The sequence below is a fragment of the Chitinophaga oryziterrae genome, from assembly GCF_009758125.1.
GTDB classification, from domain to species: domain Bacteria; phylum Bacteroidota; class Bacteroidia; order Chitinophagales; family Chitinophagaceae; genus Chitinophaga; species Chitinophaga oryziterrae.
The window spans coordinates 13,242-31,117 of the sequence record NZ_WRXO01000006.1 but is presented as its reverse complement, the minus strand read 5'-3'; the positions used below and the strand labels follow the sequence as shown (position 1 = coordinate 31,117).

Here is a 17,876-nt window from a genome sequence, read left to right as displayed (position 1 = left end):
TATTTGTATTGTTCAGGACCTGACAGATATGGATTAAAAGCCAAAAGATAATCTTACAAATCTACGGTCAAAATCACTCCACCTGCAAGCTCTTCACAGGATTCGCCGTTGTTACTCACCCTGACAAAGATCGGGCAGGTTGAGCTTACGGCGGAGAACAGCAGTAGCAGCACAGCGGAAAGAAAACGAGGCATGCTGATCTATTTATCTGAATATAACCCTTATATGCGGTAAGTTTGTGCTACGATTCCTTTCGGGAAAACCTTTACGTCCGCCAACTTCAGGTAAAACGGCATTTCCAGACCAGTGAAAATTGGCAATCCCGAACCTAATGCGACAGGATGAATGGCCAGATGATATTCATCGATGAGACCCGTTGCGATGAGATTCTGCATAAATCCCGCGCCCCCAATTGCTACAATCGGCTTCCCGGACCCGGATTTAAGTTCCCTGATCCCTTCAGTAAGATCGCCATCGAAAACCCGCGCCTCAGCCCAGGAAGCCGCAGTTGTCGTATCCACAGGATCGATGCCCTTAAATCCTTTTTTTGTAAAGAGGGCCTTGGGAATATTGTTCATCGGCTCGGCAAACGGCCCGGTCGCAGTCGGCCAGTAAGGCGCCATTGTCTCAAACGACTTCCTGCCCATGATGATTAGCCCAGCCTCCCTGATCTTCCCGACACTCCAGGCCAATGACTCCTCGTCCCCTGTCTTGAAGACCCAATCATTCCGGCCATTGGAATCGCATACAAAACCGTCGAGAGAGACCGACATCTTCATGATTAACTTTCGCATAATAAATTGATTTGGTTCACAAATGTACCCAGCACTTTTCGAAGCTATGAGGGGTGAAAACGTCAATCTGAGGGGGCGATTGCGTCTTAAACCAACTTTTCTACCATGATCTTGATTAATGGTGGCGCGTAGACTGGACTATGTTGGCGGTAAAAAAAGTTTTTTGTGGCATCACACTAAATTGCCAATATTATTAGCACTATAATGCTAATAATATTAGTAATTTTATGAAAATATTTGAGATGATAGCAGCCGCAGATAAAATAGAGTTGATAAGAGGACTGCAGCAGCAGATCCTTTCCCTGCAGGGCATGAAAGGGCCATTAGAAGGAGTGCAGTTTAATTTTGGACTTGGACCACTGGAACGCGCATTTCCGGGCAATACCTTTCCAACGGGAGCCATACACGAGTTCCTGAGCAATACTCCCGAAGATGCTGCGGCTACGACAGGCTTTATGGCAGGTCTTGCAGGCCGTCTGATGCAGCAGGGAGACGGTGTCTGCCTTTGGATCAGTGCCAATCGGGCAGTGTTTCCGCCGGCTTTAAAGATGTTCGGCATAGATCCGGAACGGGTAATCTTCATTGACATCACAAGGAAAAAGGATTTATTATGGGCCGTAGAAGAAGCTTTGAAATGCGAATCAATGGCAGTTGTCGTAGGGGAATTAAAAGAGACAGGCTTTACCGAATCCAGACGCCTGCAGCTTGCTGTTGAGCAAAGCAGGGTAACAGGGCTTATGCATCACTTTAGCCCCCGTAATATTACCGCTACAGCCAGCGTTTGCCGCTGGGTGGTCAAGCCGGTTGCCGGCGAGCAGGAAGCTGGCCTGCCAGGCGTTGGCAGCCCTTGCTGGAACGTGACCTTACAAAAGGTCCGAAATGGCAAACCGGGGACATGGCTGATAGCCTGGTCTGCAGGCAGGTTCCGGAATGTAAAACGGGATGCTGTTGCTGCACCTGATCATCAACTGCCAAAAACCGCCTGATATGTCCAGGCGTTTTATTACGATATGGTTCCGGCACCTGGTAACGGACCGGATAATGCTCCGCAAACCGGAGCTTAAAGGCCTCCCCTTTGTGGTCGCAGTACAGGAGCGTGGCCGTAAGGTGATCACAGCGGCCAGCGCTGCGGCGCAGGCCCTGGGTATTGACTATGGTATGGTAGTCGCAGATGCAAGGGCCACTTTACCTTCTTTGCAGGTATTCGATGAAGATCCACAGCTAGCTGAAAAGCTACTGCATGCACTCGCGATATGGTGCCTCCGGTACACTCCGGAAATAGCGGTTGATCCACCGGACGGGTTAATCCTGGATGTAAGTGGCTGTGCCTATTTATGGGGAGGCGAACGCCCTTACCTGAAAGAGATCGTTACTAAACTGAGAAGTGCAGGATATGATGTCCGTGCCGCTATTGCAGATACCATCGGTACCGCCTGGGCGGTCTCCCATTACGGCCAGGTATCACCGATCGTTGAACCGGGAGCATTGCTTGATGCCCTGCTACCTTTGCCACCGGCAGCCCTGCGGCTGGAACAGCCAATACTTGAGCGCATGCATAAACTGGGCCTGTACCGCATCAACAGTTTTATCAGCATGCCACGACTGACGCTGCGCCGGCGCTTTGGCCAGCTCCTGCTGGACCGGCTGGACCAGGCACTGGGCCGTTCACAAGAAATAATTGAACTCATCCGGCCTGTTGAGCTGTACCAGGAAAGGTTGCCCTGCCTTGAACCGATCCGTACGGCCACCGGTATCGAAATAGCGCTTAGAAGACTTCTGGAAGTATTGTGCCTGCGTTTACAGAGAGAACAGAAAGGCCTTCGGGCCGCAGTATTCAAGGGGTTCCGTATAGATGGTAATATTCAGCAAATCGAGATTGGCACGAACCGCCCAACCCGCAATGTTGAACATTTATTTAAACTCTTTGAACTGAAAATTTCCACGATAACACCTGCTTTGGGTATTGAAGTCTTTATACTGGAAGCCCCTGTAGTTGAAGATCTCTCCCAGGTACAGGACTCGCTGTGGAATACAGGGGCCGGTCATCAGGCCGGAGTCGCAAACCTGCTGGACCGGCTGGCAGGAAGGCTGGGTATGGGTGCCATACGTCGTTATCTTCCCGATGAGCATTACTGGCCGGAACGATCCTTCAGGCTGGCTGCTTCGCTGGAAGAAAAACCCGCTGCTGACTGGCGGCTGGACAGGCCAAGGCCGATATGCCTGCTGTCGAAACCGGAGCTCATAGAAGTGACAGCACCGATACCTGATTACCCACCGATGCTGTTCATCTATAAAGGGAAAATACATAAGGTCATCAAAGCGGACGGACCGGAACGGATAGAGCGGGAATGGTGGCTGGAAAATGGTTTGCACAGGGACTATTATGCGGTCGAGGATGAACAGGGAGCACGGTACTGGATTTTCCGGTTGGGACATTACGATGAACACAAACCGGAATGGTTTATACATGGAGTTTTTGCGTGATCACGATTTGATGAGTTATGGATTATACAGAATTACAAGTCACTACGAATTTTACCTTCTTACGGGGAGGCTCACACCCGGAAGAGTTGGTAGCGCATGCAGCTTCTCTGGGCTATAAAAAGATTGCCATTACTGATCATAATACGCTGGCCGGTATTGTGCGTGCGCATGTTGCTGCCAGTGCAAACGGTATACAGATTATCCCTGCCTGCCGGCTGGATTTACTAGACGGCCCGGGCCTCTTAGCATACCCGACATCTATAGAAGCTTACGGCCGGCTTTCCACCTTGCTTTCCGAAGGCAATCTGCGGACCGAAAAAGGCAAGTGTGAATTATACAAAGCGGATGTTTACAAATATGCGAAAGGGACAAAGTTTATTGCCGTTCCACCGGCAGCATTGAATACATCCTTTGATTATGATCCAAAGTTCAAGGATACACTTAATGAATACCGGCAGGCCTTCGGAAAGGACCTTTACCTGGGTGCATCCCGAACGTACCTCGGCGATGACCAGAAAAAATTATACCGGTTATCAGAGTTATCTGCCCGACTGAATGTTCCTCTAGTGGCGGCCAACGATGTATATTACCACAATACGGAGCGCAGGCAGTTACAGGATATCCTTACCTGTATAAGGGAAAAGCGAACCATTCATAATGCCGGTTACCTTCTTCACCCGAATGGTGAACGTTATCTAAAACCCATTGGTGAAATGCAGCGGCTATTCCGGCAATATCCCGATGCAATAAAACGAACACAGGAAATAGCAGAGGCCTGCACCTTTTCACTCGATGAGCTGAAATATGTTTACCCTGAAGAAATTACCAGCGAAGGACGCACACCGCAGGAAGAACTTGTGTTTCTGACCTGGCAGGGTGCAAAAGAAAAGTTTGGCAATGACATTCCCCTAAACGTTAAAGAGACCATCCAGTATGAGCTGGATTTCATGGACCGAAAAGATTATGCGCCTTACTTCCTGACGGTTTATGATATCGTACGTTTTGCCAGAAGCCGTAATATCCTTTGCCAGGGGCGCGGATCTGCGGCTAATTCGGTTGTTTGTTTTTGTTTGGGCATAACATCCGTTGACCCTTCCAAATTCAAACTGCTGTTCGCACGATTTATGTCTGATGCACGTGACGAGCCACCCGACATCGACGTGGATTTCGAACATGAAAGGCGCGAAGAGGTCATGCAATACGTCTACAATAAATATGGCCGGAACAGTGCAGCCATTGTTGCAACAGTAACACAGGTGCATTGGAAGGGTGCTGTACGGGACGTGGGCAAGGCGATGGGCTTATCCGTTGACGCAGTAGACCAGTTGGCCAAATCCGGTTATGAGCTTTCAACTGAATGGTTGGAAGGGAAGGCCGGATCAAGTAACGGCTTTGACCCGAAAGATAAGCACCTGCTTAAAGTATTGGAGCTCACGCAGCAGTATATAGGATTTCCGCGCCAACTCGGTCAGCATACCGGGGGCTTTGTGATTACCAGGGGTAAGTTATCCAATCTGTGCCCGATCCTGAATGCCCGCATGGAAAACCGGACGAATATAGAATGGAATAAGGATGATATTGAGGCATTAGGTTTCCTTAAAATAGATGTACTGGCATTGGGCATGCTGACCTGTATCAGGAAGGCATTTGATCTGGCGAAAGCACATTATGACCTTGACCTTACATTGGCAAAAATCAATGAGCAGGAAGACCCAAAAGTTTATGAAATGATTAGCCATGCGGATACGATCGGCGTATTCCAGATTGAAAGCCGTGCGCAGATGTCCATGCTGCCACGGCTGAAACCAAAAACTTTTTATGACCTGGTAATCGAGGTAGCCATCGTAAGGCCAGGGCCGATCCAGGGCGACATGGTACACCCTTATCTCCGGCGCCGTAATGGTGAGGAGCCAATAGAATACCCATCCAAAGAACTGGAAGAGATCCTGGGCAGGACATTAGGTGTTCCCTTGTTCCAGGAACAGGCTATGGAGATCGCTATCGTAGCAGCAGGATTTACACCGGCGGAAGCTGATGGCCTTCGCAGGTCCATGGCCACGTTTAAGGCAAAAGGCCTGGTGAGCCAATATGAGAAAAAGCTTGTTGATGGTATGGTGTCCAAAGGTTATACAGAGGAATTCGCACGCCGGGTATTTAAGCAGTTGGAAGGCTTCGGCAGTTATGGTTTCCCTGAATCCCATGCGGCAAGTTTTGCATTACTGGTCTATGTTTCAAGCTGGATCAAATGTTACTACCCGGACGTATTTGCCACGGCATTACTCAACAGTATGCCGATGGGATTTTACCAGCCGGCACAGATTGTTATAGATGCCCGCAAGCATGGCGTGGAGATCCGGCCTGCGGATGTAAACCTTTCAGATTGGGATAACAGGCTGGAAGAAAAAGCGGGTAAATACTGTGCTATACGGCTCGGTTTCCGGCAGATAAAGGGAATACGGGAAGAAGATGCTGCCGCGCTGGTATCTGCCCGTAATAAGCCTTATACGAGCATTCCTGCGCTAAGGGACGCAGGGGTATCACAAACGGTATTGGAGAAACTGGCGGATGCCGATGCTTTCCGCTCCATGGGCATGGACAGGAGGCAGGCACTCTGGGAAGCATCGTCCCTTAGCGACCGGCCACTGGGCCTGTTTACCGGCCAGCCCTCTGAGAGTACCTTTGAAGAGCAGGTACAGCTACCTGAAATGTCAGCTTCTGAACATGTGCTGCAGGACTACGCTTCTACAACGCTGTCTTTAAAAGCCCATCCGGTCAGCTTCGTGCGGCAGGGATTGATAAAACATCATGTCCTTTCCACCCAGGAACTCACTCTTCTGCCGGACGGAGCTTGGGTAAGGGTAGCCGGGCTGGTATTAGTAAGACAAAGACCAGGCACGGCCTCCGGCATCTGCTTTATCACGGTGGAGGATGAAACAGGCATTGCCAACCTGGTGGTATTTCAAAAACTGTTTGATAAATACAGGAAGGAAATCGTGACTTCGAGGCTGCTTATGGTAGAAGGCAGATTGCAAAGAGAGGGCGAAGTTACGCACGTCATTGCAAAACGTTGTTACGATATGTCAGGGCTGTTACAGAAACTGGTTACACCGGAGGGGGATATGCCACAGATCTCTGCGTTCTCCCTCACGGACGAAAAAAATGCAGACCGTCAACCGGTTAAAAGTAAAAAGACACAGGCAGCTAAGATGGTACAGGGAGAGATTTTCCCTTCAGGCAGGAATTTTAAATAATCAATGTTCGCTTGTCAGGTATGGAATATCCATATTTCTTATTCATTATTTGTTGTAGCCTCCTCCCCCGTTTTGTCCAACTACAGGTTAAGGATGCTGTTATTTTCCTGATAATAAAAAGGGCCAACCTTTGGTCAGCCCTTTTTATACAGTCCTGATGTATTAAATACAGCATTTAGATTGATGTAACGCGGTATACACTGTTCCCGGTATTGGATACAACGTACACCTCTCCGCTTTCAGTTTCTCCGAAATCCACAATTCCGGTCGGGGAAAGTGTTTGAGTAGTAACATCCCATCCGGAGCCATTAGAAACAATCTTATAAAAAATGCCTGAATAGAAATCAGCACTCAGGTAACAGCCCTGCAAAGCAGGATATGCAGCCCCTCTGTAAACCACCCCTCCTGTAATACTTGCAGCAGGATTTTGTGTAGCATAAACATGCACAGGGAAGATATAATTTGTTCCCGTACATCCTGAAGAGTTATATGTGGCGTTACCTTCATAACAGCGCCATCCGTAATTAGCGCCTGATGTAGCAGCAGCTGCACGGAAATCAATTTCCTCCCACGAATCCTGCCCTACATCACCTATCCACATATCCTGGGTGGCTTTATCAAAGCTCCAGCGGTAGGGGTTACGCAGCCCATAAGCATATACTTCATTTGAAAAAGGATTGCCCGCAGGAACAGTATAATATGGCGCAGTGGCAGAAGTATTAACGGCCAGGCGCAATATTTTACCCAGCAACACAGCAGTATTCTGTGCATTGTTGGGAACATCTCCACTACCACCACCGTCGCCGGTAGATAAATACAGGTACCCATCACTACCGAAGTGAAGCTCTCCTCCATTATGGTTTGCATTGGTAGGATGCGGGATGGTCAATACGATCACTTTTGATGCAGCGTCCATCGTATTCGGACTACCACTGTTTACATGATACCTGGCAAGCTCAAGATTGCCTGCCGTATTAGTATAATAAACATAAACAAAACCATTCACTGAATAGTTAGGATGAAAGGCCATACTGAGCAGACCTCTTTCACCACTGTTACTCACATTTGATACGGTGCCAAATACAGAAATAAAATTAAAGGTAGAATCATATACTCTTATAGTGCCTGCTTTCTGCACAATAAAAACACGTTTACTGCCATCACCGGCATGCACAAACTGCATAGGAGCGCTTAAACCGGAAGTTATAACCGACGTCAGCGATATCTGAGGTACCACAGCCACGGCCGAATCCTTTTTAATAACGTCATCTTTTTCTGTTTTACAGCTTAGCATTAAAACTGTCATAAGAGCTATGGACAATAGCTGTTTGGGAAATACACTTAATGGATTCTTCATACTTTGAGGGTTAAGATTAAAATTTAAAAAAGGGTTTCATCAGGACTGATTCATTGATGGTTTCCGTACATGCTATACTATTATAAATATACCCAATTTATCAGGAGCATCTCCCCCTCTCAGAATATAAAAATTAACTCATTAAATCACCGGTATCTTACAGATAATTTTTATGATTTATGTGAATAAGAAATTTCGGATTGGACAACAAATCAGCGGACCGGCTGGTAATATGTTACAATGGAGTTATTGATGCACCCATGTTCGACAGGTATAATAAAGCAGAACGGCGAACTTCATCCGCTGAAAGTTTTCCAGGTCTTTCATTGGTCATTGCCCGCAAAATTATAACCAATGTTTCGTAAATTAACTTTCCTTAAACCCAATACAATGACAAAACGAGAAATAACTTTTATTTGCATCACTGCACTGATAATGTGTATCCCAATGGCCATTATTGCACATAAGGACCCGCAGCCTCCCTTATCATCTGCTATATACGACTGGAACGATATCAAAGCAGTGCCTACTAAAACAGGAGAAAAGCGCCAGTTCTTTCAGGCCCCCACACCGACACTAGATGAATTGGAACTGCATGTAACTACGTTGAATCCAGGAGAGGCTCCACATCCTCCGCATCAACATCCCGAAGAAGAACTGATCATTATAAAAGAAGGGGTAGTTGAATCGACCGTAAACGGCATTACTAAACGTATTGGTCCAGGCTCCGTCATTTTCCAGGCATCTAATCAATTGCATGGTCTTAAAAATGTGGGGACTACCAAAGCGGTGTACCATGTTATTAAATGGAAAACAGAAAAGACGCCTAAGGCTAAATAAAGTAGTTATGTACTTGCAGCGTCACACGATTTGTTGAACCCATTGACTTCGCCAGGCCGGCGCCTCGAAAGGATCCGCAAAATACTGCGTCTCGTGCACGACTTTACCGTTGCGAAACTCCATAATGCTCACGGTGTATGCCCGTTGCTCCTCGTAGGTGATTGTGTATTCTGTGATCCAGAGATCGCCATTTCCGAGGATTCGCTTTACATTGAAGCCTGACGGCCTACCCGGATGATGACTTCGCAAGGCCTGCAAATTGCTCCGTCCGAGGATTCGTTCGCCTGACTGGGGATAATCACAGATGGCGTCATCATCGTAAATATCATGTTCCGCATTTGCATCGCCGGCTGCCGATGCATGCCAGTGTGCATTCAGGGCTTCTCGTATTTGTTCTTCATTATTTGTTGTCTTCATTTATTTATCTTTTTATGTCCTCCTTTCTACATTTAATTAAAAAGAATGGAAAATTCTCGGTAACCTCGGTGATGTCAAATAATCCAGCTTTGCCAAACTCTTCCCTGATCGATTCTCTATCATAAAAGAACATGTTAACTCCATCGAATATTTCATAACGGTCTTTGCTGACAAATTTGCCTTTACCATAGGTATGGGCTTCTTTTGAAATAACTGTAAAAACCATGTAGCCATTCTCTGTCAGTTGACTATAGCAGTCGAGGATCAGTTTCGCTCTTTCGCTACTGTCCAGTAAATGAATTAAAGCATAGCAGAATATCCCATCGTACAGGCATTTATCATATGGCATATCTGTTACAGAACCATGATAGATAAGCATCTCTGTTCCGTAATGTTTTCCTGCCATTTCAATAGCAGTTTGTGATATCTCAATCCCTGTTACCGCTATTCCGTTGTCTCTGAATATTTGCGCATTCCGTCCGTAACCAATTCCAGGTATGAGGATATTTTTGACGGATTTTTGAAGAAAAAAGTCCTTCGTTAATACTGCCGAATGTGATGGTTCGAAACCCCACATTTCCTGTTTTTCGATAAAGTTTTTTTCCCAAAATTCAGTTTTTCCGGTTTCATTTATCATAAGCACTTTTTATTAAGCCCGCAAGTTACGTATTTACTGACTTGCCTGTGACAACCGCTTATTATATAGTGTATAAAATTTGAGAAAATGGAATTTATGGCGGTTTTACTGCGACCTGTCAGATTATTTTTTTATTTTTAACTACCTCCCTTCAGGTAAAACTATAATTTTAGATAAGGCGAATCGTGTTTGAATGATTTATTAAAACTGTAATAAAGGTGTGTTTTAGTTTAAACTTATTCCAACTTAAGCATTATGAAAAATATAGCAGATTTCCACCGTTCGATAGCAGCAATAGATTCCGGTAGAACGGCTGAACTGGCGGACCTGATTTCCAAACACCCCGATCTGGTTAAGGACAGATTGCACACAGAAGGGCAAGGTTATTTCAAAGACCCTTATTTGCTTTGGTTTGTAGCCGATAACCCTATCCGAATCGATAAACTGCCACCCAATATTATAGAAATAACCCGCTTATTAGCAGATGCGGTAAAATATGAAGCGCCAGACACCTATCAGGATCAAATTGACCATACACTTGGTTTAGTAGTGTCCGGTCGTATTCCGCGTGAATGTGGAGTACAGATTGCGATGATTGATTTACTGATAGATGCGGGAGCTTTACCCTGTGGCGCAATGGTCGCATTAACAAATGGAAATGTGGAAGCCGCACTACATTTAGTTGACCGCGGGGATAAGCTTACTTTAGCGGTTGCTGTTTGCCTGGAACGTATAGACGATATAAATCATTTAGCGGCACAGGCAAGTAACGATGAAAAGCTGACAGCACTTACAGCCGCAGCATTTTATGGAAAAGCAAACATGGTTAAACGCCTGCTGGAAATGGATATCGATCCCAATGGGTTCCCGGAGGCTATCTGTGGCTTCCATAGCCATGCTACACCTTTGCACCAGGCAGTGAGTTCGGGCTCCCTGAATTGTGTAAAACTGTTAGTTGAGGCAGGTGCAAGGCTTAATGTTCAAGATAAGATTTACAAGGGAACACCACTGGGATGGGCAGCCCATATGCAATCTGATAGCTTTTCTGAAGAGGCTGGGGAACAAAAATTTGCCCGGATTGAAAGTTTTTTGCGCACCTCAGAACAAACACTTTAGCGCTATTTTTCAACCCGGGACATTACCCGATAAATCTTATGTAAAACAATGTCAAACCTTTCCTACATTTCCCCATTTTTTATTGTTTCAAGCATAAAAGATGCTGTATCATTTTATGTAAATCAACTTGGATTCGGAGTTCGGTATATTGGCCCTGAAAACGATCCTTTTTTTGCTATTGTGGGCCGCGATTCTGTTTCCATTATGTTGAAGGCAATTGCTGATGACATAAAACCGGTCCCCAATCATACCCGGCATGAATGGGCCCGCTGGGATGCGTACATTTTTACGGAAGACGCTGACACCTTATTTGAGGAATACAGTTCAACCGGTATAATATTTCGCCAACCCCTCCGGGACGATGACGATGGGCTGCGCGGATTTGAGGTAACAGATGCTGATGGCTATGTTCTTTTTTTTGGAAGCCCCAGCCCCTGATCAATCATTTTTACAGCTAATAATCACCCATATTTTAAGTTTAGTGATAATTGTCCTGCATGATAAGCCGTATGTGAAATAATTCTGCCAATAGCTTCCGCTTTCGTCTTTGTGCCAAACTCTTTGGTGATTACTGATTCCTGCCAATTTCTTTCTGCTTGTTTTTCAATAATCGCTTTCAGATTATCAAAAGCATATTGCTGGTATTTCAATAACTCGGCCAGGTTAGTCCATTCACCAGTATCATGTTGTGCAATAACAGTTTTAGCGGAAACTTCTACTTCGCTTGCACCGAATACGTTTTTAGCAAACAATAATTCTACATCGCCAATATGACGAATGAGAAACCCTGCACTATTTTTAGTATTGACCAGTTTTTTAGTCAGGTCTGTTTCTTTTATGTCTTTTAATAAATTGGTAAATCTTGTACGGGCTTCCATCCAGGTTTGCAAATATGCTTGTGTGGTGGTCATGTTTAATTCTTATAAAATGATATTAAATAAATAACCAAATAAAATCGTCTTCATCGCAAATGAACGATTAATACAGGAATTAAAATGTGATTTGGGTTACATTGAAGAATGACAATGGTCAATTATTACACCGGCCCATTTAATGAGGATAGTTGAAAAAAAGGTTTTAGCGTTAAAACGCTTTCATCATACTTTTCCTTGAGATCTGCAATACTGCCAGCTTACGTGCAGTAGCGGATGCGATCCCTTTTACCGATTTCCTATAGAACCAAGATGGGTAAATTTAAATCCTTCGGTCCGCTTCAGGCCATAACCCATCACCCTGTCCAGGCTGCTATGTCCCAATAACACGAGACCTGCCAGCTCAACATATGGCTGCTGGAGCAACAACCCGATACCCCATACAATAATGGCTATCAGTTGATGATGAAAGAGGTTATAGATAAATGCTCCCACCCTGTTATTGACGGCGTATCCGACCATGCTGATGTCCGGTGCTAAAAACAACAGTATCCATGCCCACCATGCAAAATGTATGGGTAACATGTTGAGTAAAACAACTGACAGGAAAAAAGGAACAATCGCTTCTGCTTGTAAGAGATATTTCATTGTGTTCATGTTTTGATAGAACAAAGATCGAACACCGGGTCCTTACAAACGTTAACAAAAGATAATAAAAAGAACGACGGGATTATTTTTCCAGCAGCCGTTTACGGATACGGCTCAGGCTTACGGGCGTGATGCCGAGATAATTGGCAATATAGTGTTGTGGGACCCTCTCGATGATCTTCTGTTTATTTCCTTCTAATAACTGGAGATAACGTTCTTCAGGACTCATCGTGAGCAATCCTGCCATGCGGTCTTCCAGCCCGATAGCGAGGTACTCGGCCACGAGCCGCCCGAACCTTTCCCATTTCGGTGAATGATCATACAGGGTTTGCAGATGAGCATAGGAGAATGCCAGCAGCCGGCTATCTGTCAGGGCCTCGATGGTCAGCAGAGAAGGTGTACCGGTTATAGCGCTGATATAGGAACTGACAAGGTGACGCTCAAAGTAGAAATAAGTTGTTTTCTCCTCTCCGTCCCGGGTATAATAATGCCGCATATTTCCTTCAAGCACGATCCCCATATCCTGTTCCTTTCGTCCTTCACTGATCCATTTTTCGCCCCTTGCCAATGAACGGTATCGGAGATGAGGTGTTAAAAGTTCCCATTCCTGGTCAGTCAGTGGTACAAAGCGCTGTATCGCGGTCCTTAAAACGTTCAGGTCATTTGCTTCCATAGAGGACACAAATTAAGGAATTATCAATAAACCGCTATGCTGCCGCATTTGTTTGCAGCATGCCTGTCGTTTTTGAAGAGTAAACCATCAGGAAGCATCTTTGAAAAGATCCATCAAAAACTGAAGATTATTTTCTGTGTGGAAGCCTTCTGTTAATCGCAGGGTCATTTCCGTTATACCTCCTGCACGCTTACACATTTTTTCTTCGAAGGAAGCAATGGCCTGCTCAATGGTATTAAATTCCCCGCAGCATAACGCTTCATATAAGTCCAGTGCATCGGCCAGCGCCTGATTGGCCCCTTCGCCTGCATAAGCCGGCATAAGATGGGCAGCATCTCCGATCATTGTGAGATTTGGTAGCGCCTTCCAGTGCTGATCGGTCGGGAAATGGTACCACTGACGTGGGGTGATACTGAGTGCATCAGTAGCAAACAGCTCTTGCCATTCGGGGCTCCAGGCAGCAAATTCCTGCTTAAACCACGCAGCGATCGAAGCCCTGTCCGTAAGGTCGATACCTGAGTTTTCCAGCCAGTTTTCCGGTGTTTTTAACCCGATCAAAAAAGTAAGTGTGCCATCACCTTTGGTAATACAGAAAATGGTTTTGCCTTTTTCCAGCGCAAACAGACTACCACCATTTATGAGCTGCCAAAGCCTGGGAACATGCTTTTCAGCATCGGAAATTTTCCCTTCAATGGCTGTTACACCCGAATAGACCGGACGGATATTTGTTATATATTTCCTTAACCTGGAATTTGCTCCGTCTGCCGCAATCACCAGGTCTGCATAAACGCTGGTGCCGTTTTCGAAGAATATGTCCCAACCGCTCCCTGAAGGTTTGATTTCAGTAAATCTGGCATTCCAGATCACGTTTTCCTTTTTCAGTGAGGCGATAAGCATATCCCGAAATGGACCGCGGTCTATTTCCGGGCGGAAATGTTCATGTCCAAAGGCTACCTCAGGTTTATCCACACGCTCATCGAACAAGATATCCATCCGGCTGTTAACGACCACTGCTTTATCTGCGCCCGGACGATAATTCTTCTTGAACTCATCCAGCAATCCGGCGACGGTCATGGCTTTTAATCCTGTATCCATGTGGAGGTCCAGTGCAGATCCCTGCGGACGTACATATTGGTCAGCATCCCTTTCATAGACTTTTATGTCCACGCCCTGTTCCTGTAATAGCCTTGCGAGGGTCAATCCCCCGGGGCCACCACCGATGATAGCCACTTGTTTGTTTTGTAATAGCATATGTTTCTAAATTTGATGCCGGCAAAATTATCTTTACCTTTAGAGACAAAATAGCCATATATGCTATAAAAATAGTCGTAAATGAAAATATCGGTAACTGATAAACATGGATCGGGAATTATATTGGAATTTGCCCGGGCTATTGGAGCAAATATTCAAGGGCGTTTTTTCCACATTCCGGAAAGTAAGGGAGGAGGATATATCACCGGTTTTTCCTGGGAAAACGGCCTGCGAATGATGATGCGTAATTATTATCTGCATGAAGAAATTTTGCTGGAGCGCACCAATGAGCTTGCTGAAGGACAGGATGATATTATTTTTTTGCTGAGCGGCATTTTCCCCTATTCCGTACAACAGGAAAAACAGCTAATGCCCGAACAAGCCAGTGTATTTATTTGCGCACACGCCGTTTCTTCAGTGCTTACCATGCCTTCAAACACCTTTTTCAGAAGTGTGACGATTGCGGTCCCGCGGCGATATCTGCTTCAATTCTTCGGGAGCATACAACACCCGGTGGTTATAAGTATTTTGGAAGCCAAAGACAACTTTGCATATGAAACCAGCATTTCGCCCGAAATGATCAGAACCGCCAGCGAAATCCTGCATCCAACTGTACCGGAAAGTTTGGAAAGTCATTACTGCAAGCTGAAATGCGAAGAACTGCTTTGCTACATTTTTGCGTTGCTGATGCAACGGGAAGCTGTGCCAACAAGCAGCATGCATATTAATGATATAAAAGCTATTTACGCCATCAAATTCCGTTTGCAGTCGCTCCTGGACAAACCACCCCACATCGCTTCACTAGCCAGAGAAGCCGGCATGAGCGAACCTAAAATGCGAAAGCTGTTCAAGCAGACCTTCGGAAAGGGTGTTTTTGAATATTACCAGTCGATGCGGATGCAGGAAGCAGCAAGATTACTAAAGGAAAAGCGATTGACAGTTTCTGAGGTGGGGTACCAACTTGGTTTTACCAACCTGAGTCATTTTTCAAGAGTTTTTGAACAGCATACAGGCATGAAACCGAAGAAGTATTCGGTGACATAGCCGCGGTTAAACCTGTTGCTAATTCATGAGATCATCCGCCACTGACCCGGCTTTTTTCAGTATCAGAGGCACCACTTTGTCTTGCTTTCAGGGTGGCGCCTTTATTAAATCTGTAACTGAATGTGATCATCAGTAACCGGCTGTCTAAGTAATTATGATAGGTGGACGATGTGTTTGTAAGATTAACGATCCTGCCCTGTGGCTGGAAGGCGTAAAAGATGTCATTAAATAATACTTTGATGTTGCCATTCCCTTTGAACAGTTTCTTTTGTACTGCTACCCTCATGGTCCATAAACGGTCCGTGAGAAATTGCCCGCTAGCCATGTCTGTTCTGTAAAAACCGGCTATCTCCGCGCTCCATAATTTATTAATGGTGAACTGATTATTCATGTTCAACATCCAGTAAGTGGCATCAGTATTAAGCTGGTTATTGTACAATAAGCCGCTGAACTTATTATTGATCAACTCTGTATATAGTTGCTGGACGGTCCACCAGCCGGTAATTTTGAAGTTTGTACTGACGGTGATACCAAAGTTGCGCTGCGTGCCAATATTGCCTGGCCGGCTTGTAAAATACCCATTGTTCACTTCAATCGTTTCCTGAATTACATCCTTTATGCGACTGTATTGCAGGGTTGTGGTAATGCGATTTTTGTAACTATGGGACAGTTCAAAATTCTGAGAAAATGCAGGCTGTAAAAAGGTGTTACCAGCGAAGGACGTATACTTATCCAATGGATATAAAAACGGATTAAGATCCTGATAATTGGGTCTCTTTATCCTTCTGCCGTAGGTAAATCCCAGTTCATTCGTGTTGGTAGTGTCCAGTTTATAAGAGAGATAAAACGTAGGGAAAAGACTATTGTACTTCCGGGTAAATAAGGAATCTGGTTTCTCAGGATTCCCCAGCTGGTGACCCTTTATCTCTGTGTTTTCAAAGCGAAGCCCTGCCTGTACGGATAATCTCCTGAAATCTTTGTTGAAACTGATGTATGCCGCTTTAATCTTTTCATTGTATTTAAAGTAATTAGTAAGATCATAGTTCACCGTATTTTCACCATTGTGCTGATCGAAAAAATCTGCTTTGTTATCAGTATTGATAAAGCTGGCTTTAAAGCCCGCTTCCCAGCTCCCACCTTTTTTAAAAGGATTCTTATAATCCAGCATTGCAGTCCGGATATCTATATCCGTGGGGGAGGTGCTCAGTAATGCAGCACTGCTAAACAATGTATGGTCCGGAAGAGAAACGTTGGTTTGCAGCAACTGGTTTGATGTTGATCTGTAAGCGATGTAGTCTGTATTTGCTGTTATTTCCTTACCTGTACTGTCAAATTTATACGAGTAGTTCAGATTAATACTCCCGCTCCTCCATTTTTCATCCTGCCGGTTGGAAGAAGTGATAACAGAATCTGTCACTTCTCCGGCATTCAGCATGTCTGCCAGACTTCTGGACCGGGAATCAGACGGATTTGAGACGCCATTAAGTACTATGCCGAAGGTTGATTTTTTAGAAATATAGTAGTCCATCCCCATCCTCACGTTTCCACTTTTTCTCCTGTTTTTGATATAGGATTCCTGAACGAAAGCGCCATCGACATTTCCATCTGTCTTAAAATATGTTCTTTTGATATTCAGGTCCTGGTAATCGTTGGTCATGTTAAAGCTGCCCACGCCAAAAAAGTTCACCTTATTTAAGCGGTAGTTGAGAGTAAGGCTATTGAGGGAACGCGCATAGCGTCCTTGTCCGTAAGTTGTGCTGAAGCTTCCATTAAAGCCTTTGACCTTTATCTTTTTCATCCTGATGTTTATTACACCAGCATTGCCTGCGGCATCATATTTTGCAGGCGGGTTCGTCATAATCTCGACTATATCAATGGAGCCGGAAGGCAAGGACCTCAGGTAGTTTGCAAGTTCCTGCGTTGACATATAAGTGGGTTTATCATCGATAAATACAACCACGCCCTGTTTTCCTTTTAAACTGATAACGTTTCCATCTACCTGTACACCAGGTGCTTTTTCCAATACTTCCAGTGCATTCGAGCCCGCATTGGAGATCAGTACGTCAGGATTGATCACTACCCGGTCTATTTTCCGCTCTATAAATGGCTTTTGTGCAGTGACGCCTACTTCTTTCAGGTTTACCGGATTATTGCCTCCACCAAGGTCTATTACAGGAAGTTCCACAATGGAATTAGCATCAGAAAGGGTTATTGGAGTCGTGAGATAATTTCCTCTGCCAAGGTAACTAACGCCCACAAGAAAAGTATCTGGCCTGAGATTATCAATCTCGAATTTTCCGGTTTCGTTGGTGATAGCCCCTTTTACAAGTGTATTATCCTTTGCCCTGAACAAAGAAATGGTAGCTCCGTCTGCAGGCTTTTTCCCTACAGTAATCAAACCGGAAATTTTACCGGACCCTGATTGAGCCATCGTATAGGGGCACAAAAAGAATAGCCCTGTGGCAAGCGCCGCAAAGAAGATAGTTTTCATA

Annotated in this window: 16 protein-coding genes; 7 read left to right on the top strand and 9 right to left on the bottom strand. The window is 45.2% G+C overall.

Annotation, left to right across the window (positions count from 1 at the left end; genetic code table 11):
• Nucleotides 1–221: 221 nt before the first annotated feature.
• Entirely contained in the window at nt 222–794 is a 573-nt protein-coding gene (locus GO495_RS20030; protein ID WP_157301506.1) for a dihydrofolate reductase family protein, read from the bottom strand.
• Between the two features lie 227 nt (nt 795–1,021).
• On the opposite strand from GO495_RS20030, the gene GO495_RS20025 reads away from it, so the two are divergent.
• The 3 genes from GO495_RS20025 to GO495_RS20015 are packed head-to-tail and all read left to right on the top strand — an operon-like array spanning nt 1,022 to nt 6,529.
• The gene (locus GO495_RS20025; RefSeq protein WP_205691294.1) at nt 1,022–1,780 is read left to right on the top strand and encodes an ImuA family protein; all 759 of its coding nucleotides are present in this window, start codon (nt 1,022–1,024) and stop codon (nt 1,778–1,780) included.
• Between the two features lies 1 nt (nt 1,781).
• On the top strand, nt 1,782–3,278 hold the full coding sequence (locus tag GO495_RS20020) for a Y-family DNA polymerase (RefSeq protein ID WP_157301505.1): 1,497 nt from the start codon (nt 1,782–1,784) through the stop codon (nt 3,276–3,278).
• A gap of 17 nt (nt 3,279–3,295) precedes the next feature.
• A complete protein-coding gene (locus GO495_RS20015) occupies nt 3,296–6,529 on the top strand; it encodes an error-prone DNA polymerase (protein WP_157301504.1) in 3,234 nt (1,077 codons plus the stop codon).
• Between the two features lie 175 nt (nt 6,530–6,704).
• On the opposite strand, the gene GO495_RS20010 is transcribed toward GO495_RS20015, so the two are convergent.
• Entirely contained in the window at nt 6,705–7,886 is a 1,182-nt protein-coding gene (locus tag GO495_RS20010) for a PQQ-dependent sugar dehydrogenase (RefSeq protein ID WP_157301503.1), read from the bottom strand.
• Between the two features lie 390 nt (nt 7,887–8,276).
• Here GO495_RS20010 and GO495_RS20005 point away from each other — a divergent pair, with 390 nt between their 5' ends.
• Nucleotides 8,277–8,726, top strand: coding sequence for a cupin domain-containing protein (locus GO495_RS20005; RefSeq protein WP_157301502.1), 450 nt, complete (start codon nt 8,277–8,279; stop codon nt 8,724–8,726).
• Nucleotides 8,727–8,747: 21 nt separating this feature from the next.
• On the opposite strand, the gene GO495_RS20000 is transcribed toward GO495_RS20005, so the two are convergent.
• On the bottom strand, nt 8,748–9,143 hold the full coding sequence (locus GO495_RS20000; RefSeq protein WP_157301501.1) for a nuclear transport factor 2 family protein: 396 nt from the start codon (nt 9,141–9,143) through the stop codon (nt 8,748–8,750).
• A gap of 4 nt (nt 9,144–9,147) precedes the next feature.
• Nucleotides 9,148–9,780 (bottom strand): class I SAM-dependent methyltransferase, encoded by a 633-nt coding sequence (locus tag GO495_RS19995; protein ID WP_157301500.1) that lies wholly within the window; start codon nt 9,778–9,780, stop codon nt 9,148–9,150.
• Nucleotides 9,781–10,035: 255 nt separating this feature from the next.
• Between GO495_RS19995 and GO495_RS19990 the strand changes: the two genes are divergently transcribed.
• The gene (locus tag GO495_RS19990; RefSeq protein ID WP_157301499.1) at nt 10,036–10,896 is read left to right on the top strand and encodes an ankyrin repeat domain-containing protein; all 861 of its coding nucleotides are present in this window, start codon (nt 10,036–10,038) and stop codon (nt 10,894–10,896) included.
• Between the two features lie 48 nt (nt 10,897–10,944).
• Nucleotides 10,945–11,334 carry a VOC family protein gene (locus GO495_RS19985; protein ID WP_157301498.1) on the top strand — a complete coding sequence of 130 codons (390 nt, stop codon included), beginning with the start codon at nt 10,945–10,947 and terminating at the stop codon, nt 11,332–11,334.
• A gap of 23 nt (nt 11,335–11,357) precedes the next feature.
• On the opposite strand, the gene GO495_RS19980 is transcribed toward GO495_RS19985, so the two are convergent.
• The 4 genes from GO495_RS19980 to GO495_RS19965 all read right to left on the bottom strand — a co-directional run bounded on the left by GO495_RS19980 (nt 11,358) and on the right by GO495_RS19965 (nt 14,340).
• Nucleotides 11,358–11,807 (bottom strand): DinB family protein, encoded by a 450-nt coding sequence (locus GO495_RS19980; protein ID WP_157301497.1) that lies wholly within the window; start codon nt 11,805–11,807, stop codon nt 11,358–11,360.
• A gap of 249 nt (nt 11,808–12,056) precedes the next feature.
• The gene (locus GO495_RS19975; protein ID WP_157301496.1) at nt 12,057–12,416 is read right to left on the bottom strand and encodes a DUF4260 domain-containing protein; all 360 of its coding nucleotides are present in this window, start codon (nt 12,414–12,416) and stop codon (nt 12,057–12,059) included.
• Between the two features lie 82 nt (nt 12,417–12,498).
• Nucleotides 12,499–13,089 (bottom strand): Crp/Fnr family transcriptional regulator, encoded by a 591-nt coding sequence (locus tag GO495_RS19970; RefSeq protein ID WP_157301495.1) that lies wholly within the window; start codon nt 13,087–13,089, stop codon nt 12,499–12,501.
• 87 nt (nt 13,090–13,176) lie between these two features.
• Nucleotides 13,177–14,340, bottom strand: coding sequence for an FAD-dependent oxidoreductase (locus GO495_RS19965; RefSeq protein ID WP_157301494.1), 1,164 nt, complete (start codon nt 14,338–14,340; stop codon nt 13,177–13,179).
• A gap of 81 nt (nt 14,341–14,421) precedes the next feature.
• Here GO495_RS19965 and GO495_RS19960 point away from each other — a divergent pair, with 81 nt between their 5' ends.
• Entirely contained in the window at nt 14,422–15,384 is a 963-nt protein-coding gene (locus tag GO495_RS19960) for a helix-turn-helix transcriptional regulator (RefSeq protein ID WP_157301493.1), read from the top strand.
• Between the two features lie 31 nt (nt 15,385–15,415).
• On the opposite strand, the gene GO495_RS19955 is transcribed toward GO495_RS19960, so the two are convergent.
• Entirely contained in the window at nt 15,416–17,875 is a 2,460-nt protein-coding gene (locus tag GO495_RS19955) for a TonB-dependent receptor (RefSeq protein ID WP_157301492.1), read from the bottom strand.
• Nucleotide 17,876 lies beyond the last annotated feature (1 nt).

Coding starts and splice junctions, on each gene's coding strand:
- GO495_RS19955 (WP_157301492.1), bottom strand. CDS start 17,875: ATGAAAACTATCTTCTTTGCGGCGCTTGCCACAGGGCTATTCTTTTTG.
- GO495_RS20020 (WP_157301505.1), top strand. CDS start 1,782: ATGTCCAGGCGTTTTATTACGATATGGTTCCGGCACCTGGTAACGGAC.
- GO495_RS20025 (WP_205691294.1), top strand. CDS start 1,022: ATGAAAATATTTGAGATGATAGCAGCCGCAGATAAAATAGAGTTGATA.
- GO495_RS19985 (WP_157301498.1), top strand. CDS start 10,945: ATGTCAAACCTTTCCTACATTTCCCCATTTTTTATTGTTTCAAGCATA.
- GO495_RS19980 (WP_157301497.1), bottom strand. CDS start 11,807: ATGACCACCACACAAGCATATTTGCAAACCTGGATGGAAGCCCGTACA.
- GO495_RS20010 (WP_157301503.1), bottom strand. CDS start 7,886: ATGAAGAATCCATTAAGTGTATTTCCCAAACAGCTATTGTCCATAGCT.
- GO495_RS19990 (WP_157301499.1), top strand. CDS start 10,036: ATGAAAAATATAGCAGATTTCCACCGTTCGATAGCAGCAATAGATTCC.
- GO495_RS19960 (WP_157301493.1), top strand. CDS start 14,422: ATGAAAATATCGGTAACTGATAAACATGGATCGGGAATTATATTGGAA.
- GO495_RS19965 (WP_157301494.1), bottom strand. CDS start 14,340: ATGCTATTACAAAACAAACAAGTGGCTATCATCGGTGGTGGCCCCGGG.
- GO495_RS19975 (WP_157301496.1), bottom strand. CDS start 12,416: ATGAAATATCTCTTACAAGCAGAAGCGATTGTTCCTTTTTTCCTGTCA.
- GO495_RS19970 (WP_157301495.1), bottom strand. CDS start 13,089: ATGGAAGCAAATGACCTGAACGTTTTAAGGACCGCGATACAGCGCTTT.
- GO495_RS19995 (WP_157301500.1), bottom strand. CDS start 9,780: ATGATAAATGAAACCGGAAAAACTGAATTTTGGGAAAAAAACTTTATC.
- GO495_RS20030 (WP_157301506.1), bottom strand. CDS start 794: ATGCGAAAGTTAATCATGAAGATGTCGGTCTCTCTCGACGGTTTTGTA.
- GO495_RS20005 (WP_157301502.1), top strand. CDS start 8,277: ATGACAAAACGAGAAATAACTTTTATTTGCATCACTGCACTGATAATG.
- GO495_RS20000 (WP_157301501.1), bottom strand. CDS start 9,143: ATGAAGACAACAAATAATGAAGAACAAATACGAGAAGCCCTGAATGCA.
- GO495_RS20015 (WP_157301504.1), top strand. CDS start 3,296: ATGGATTATACAGAATTACAAGTCACTACGAATTTTACCTTCTTACGG.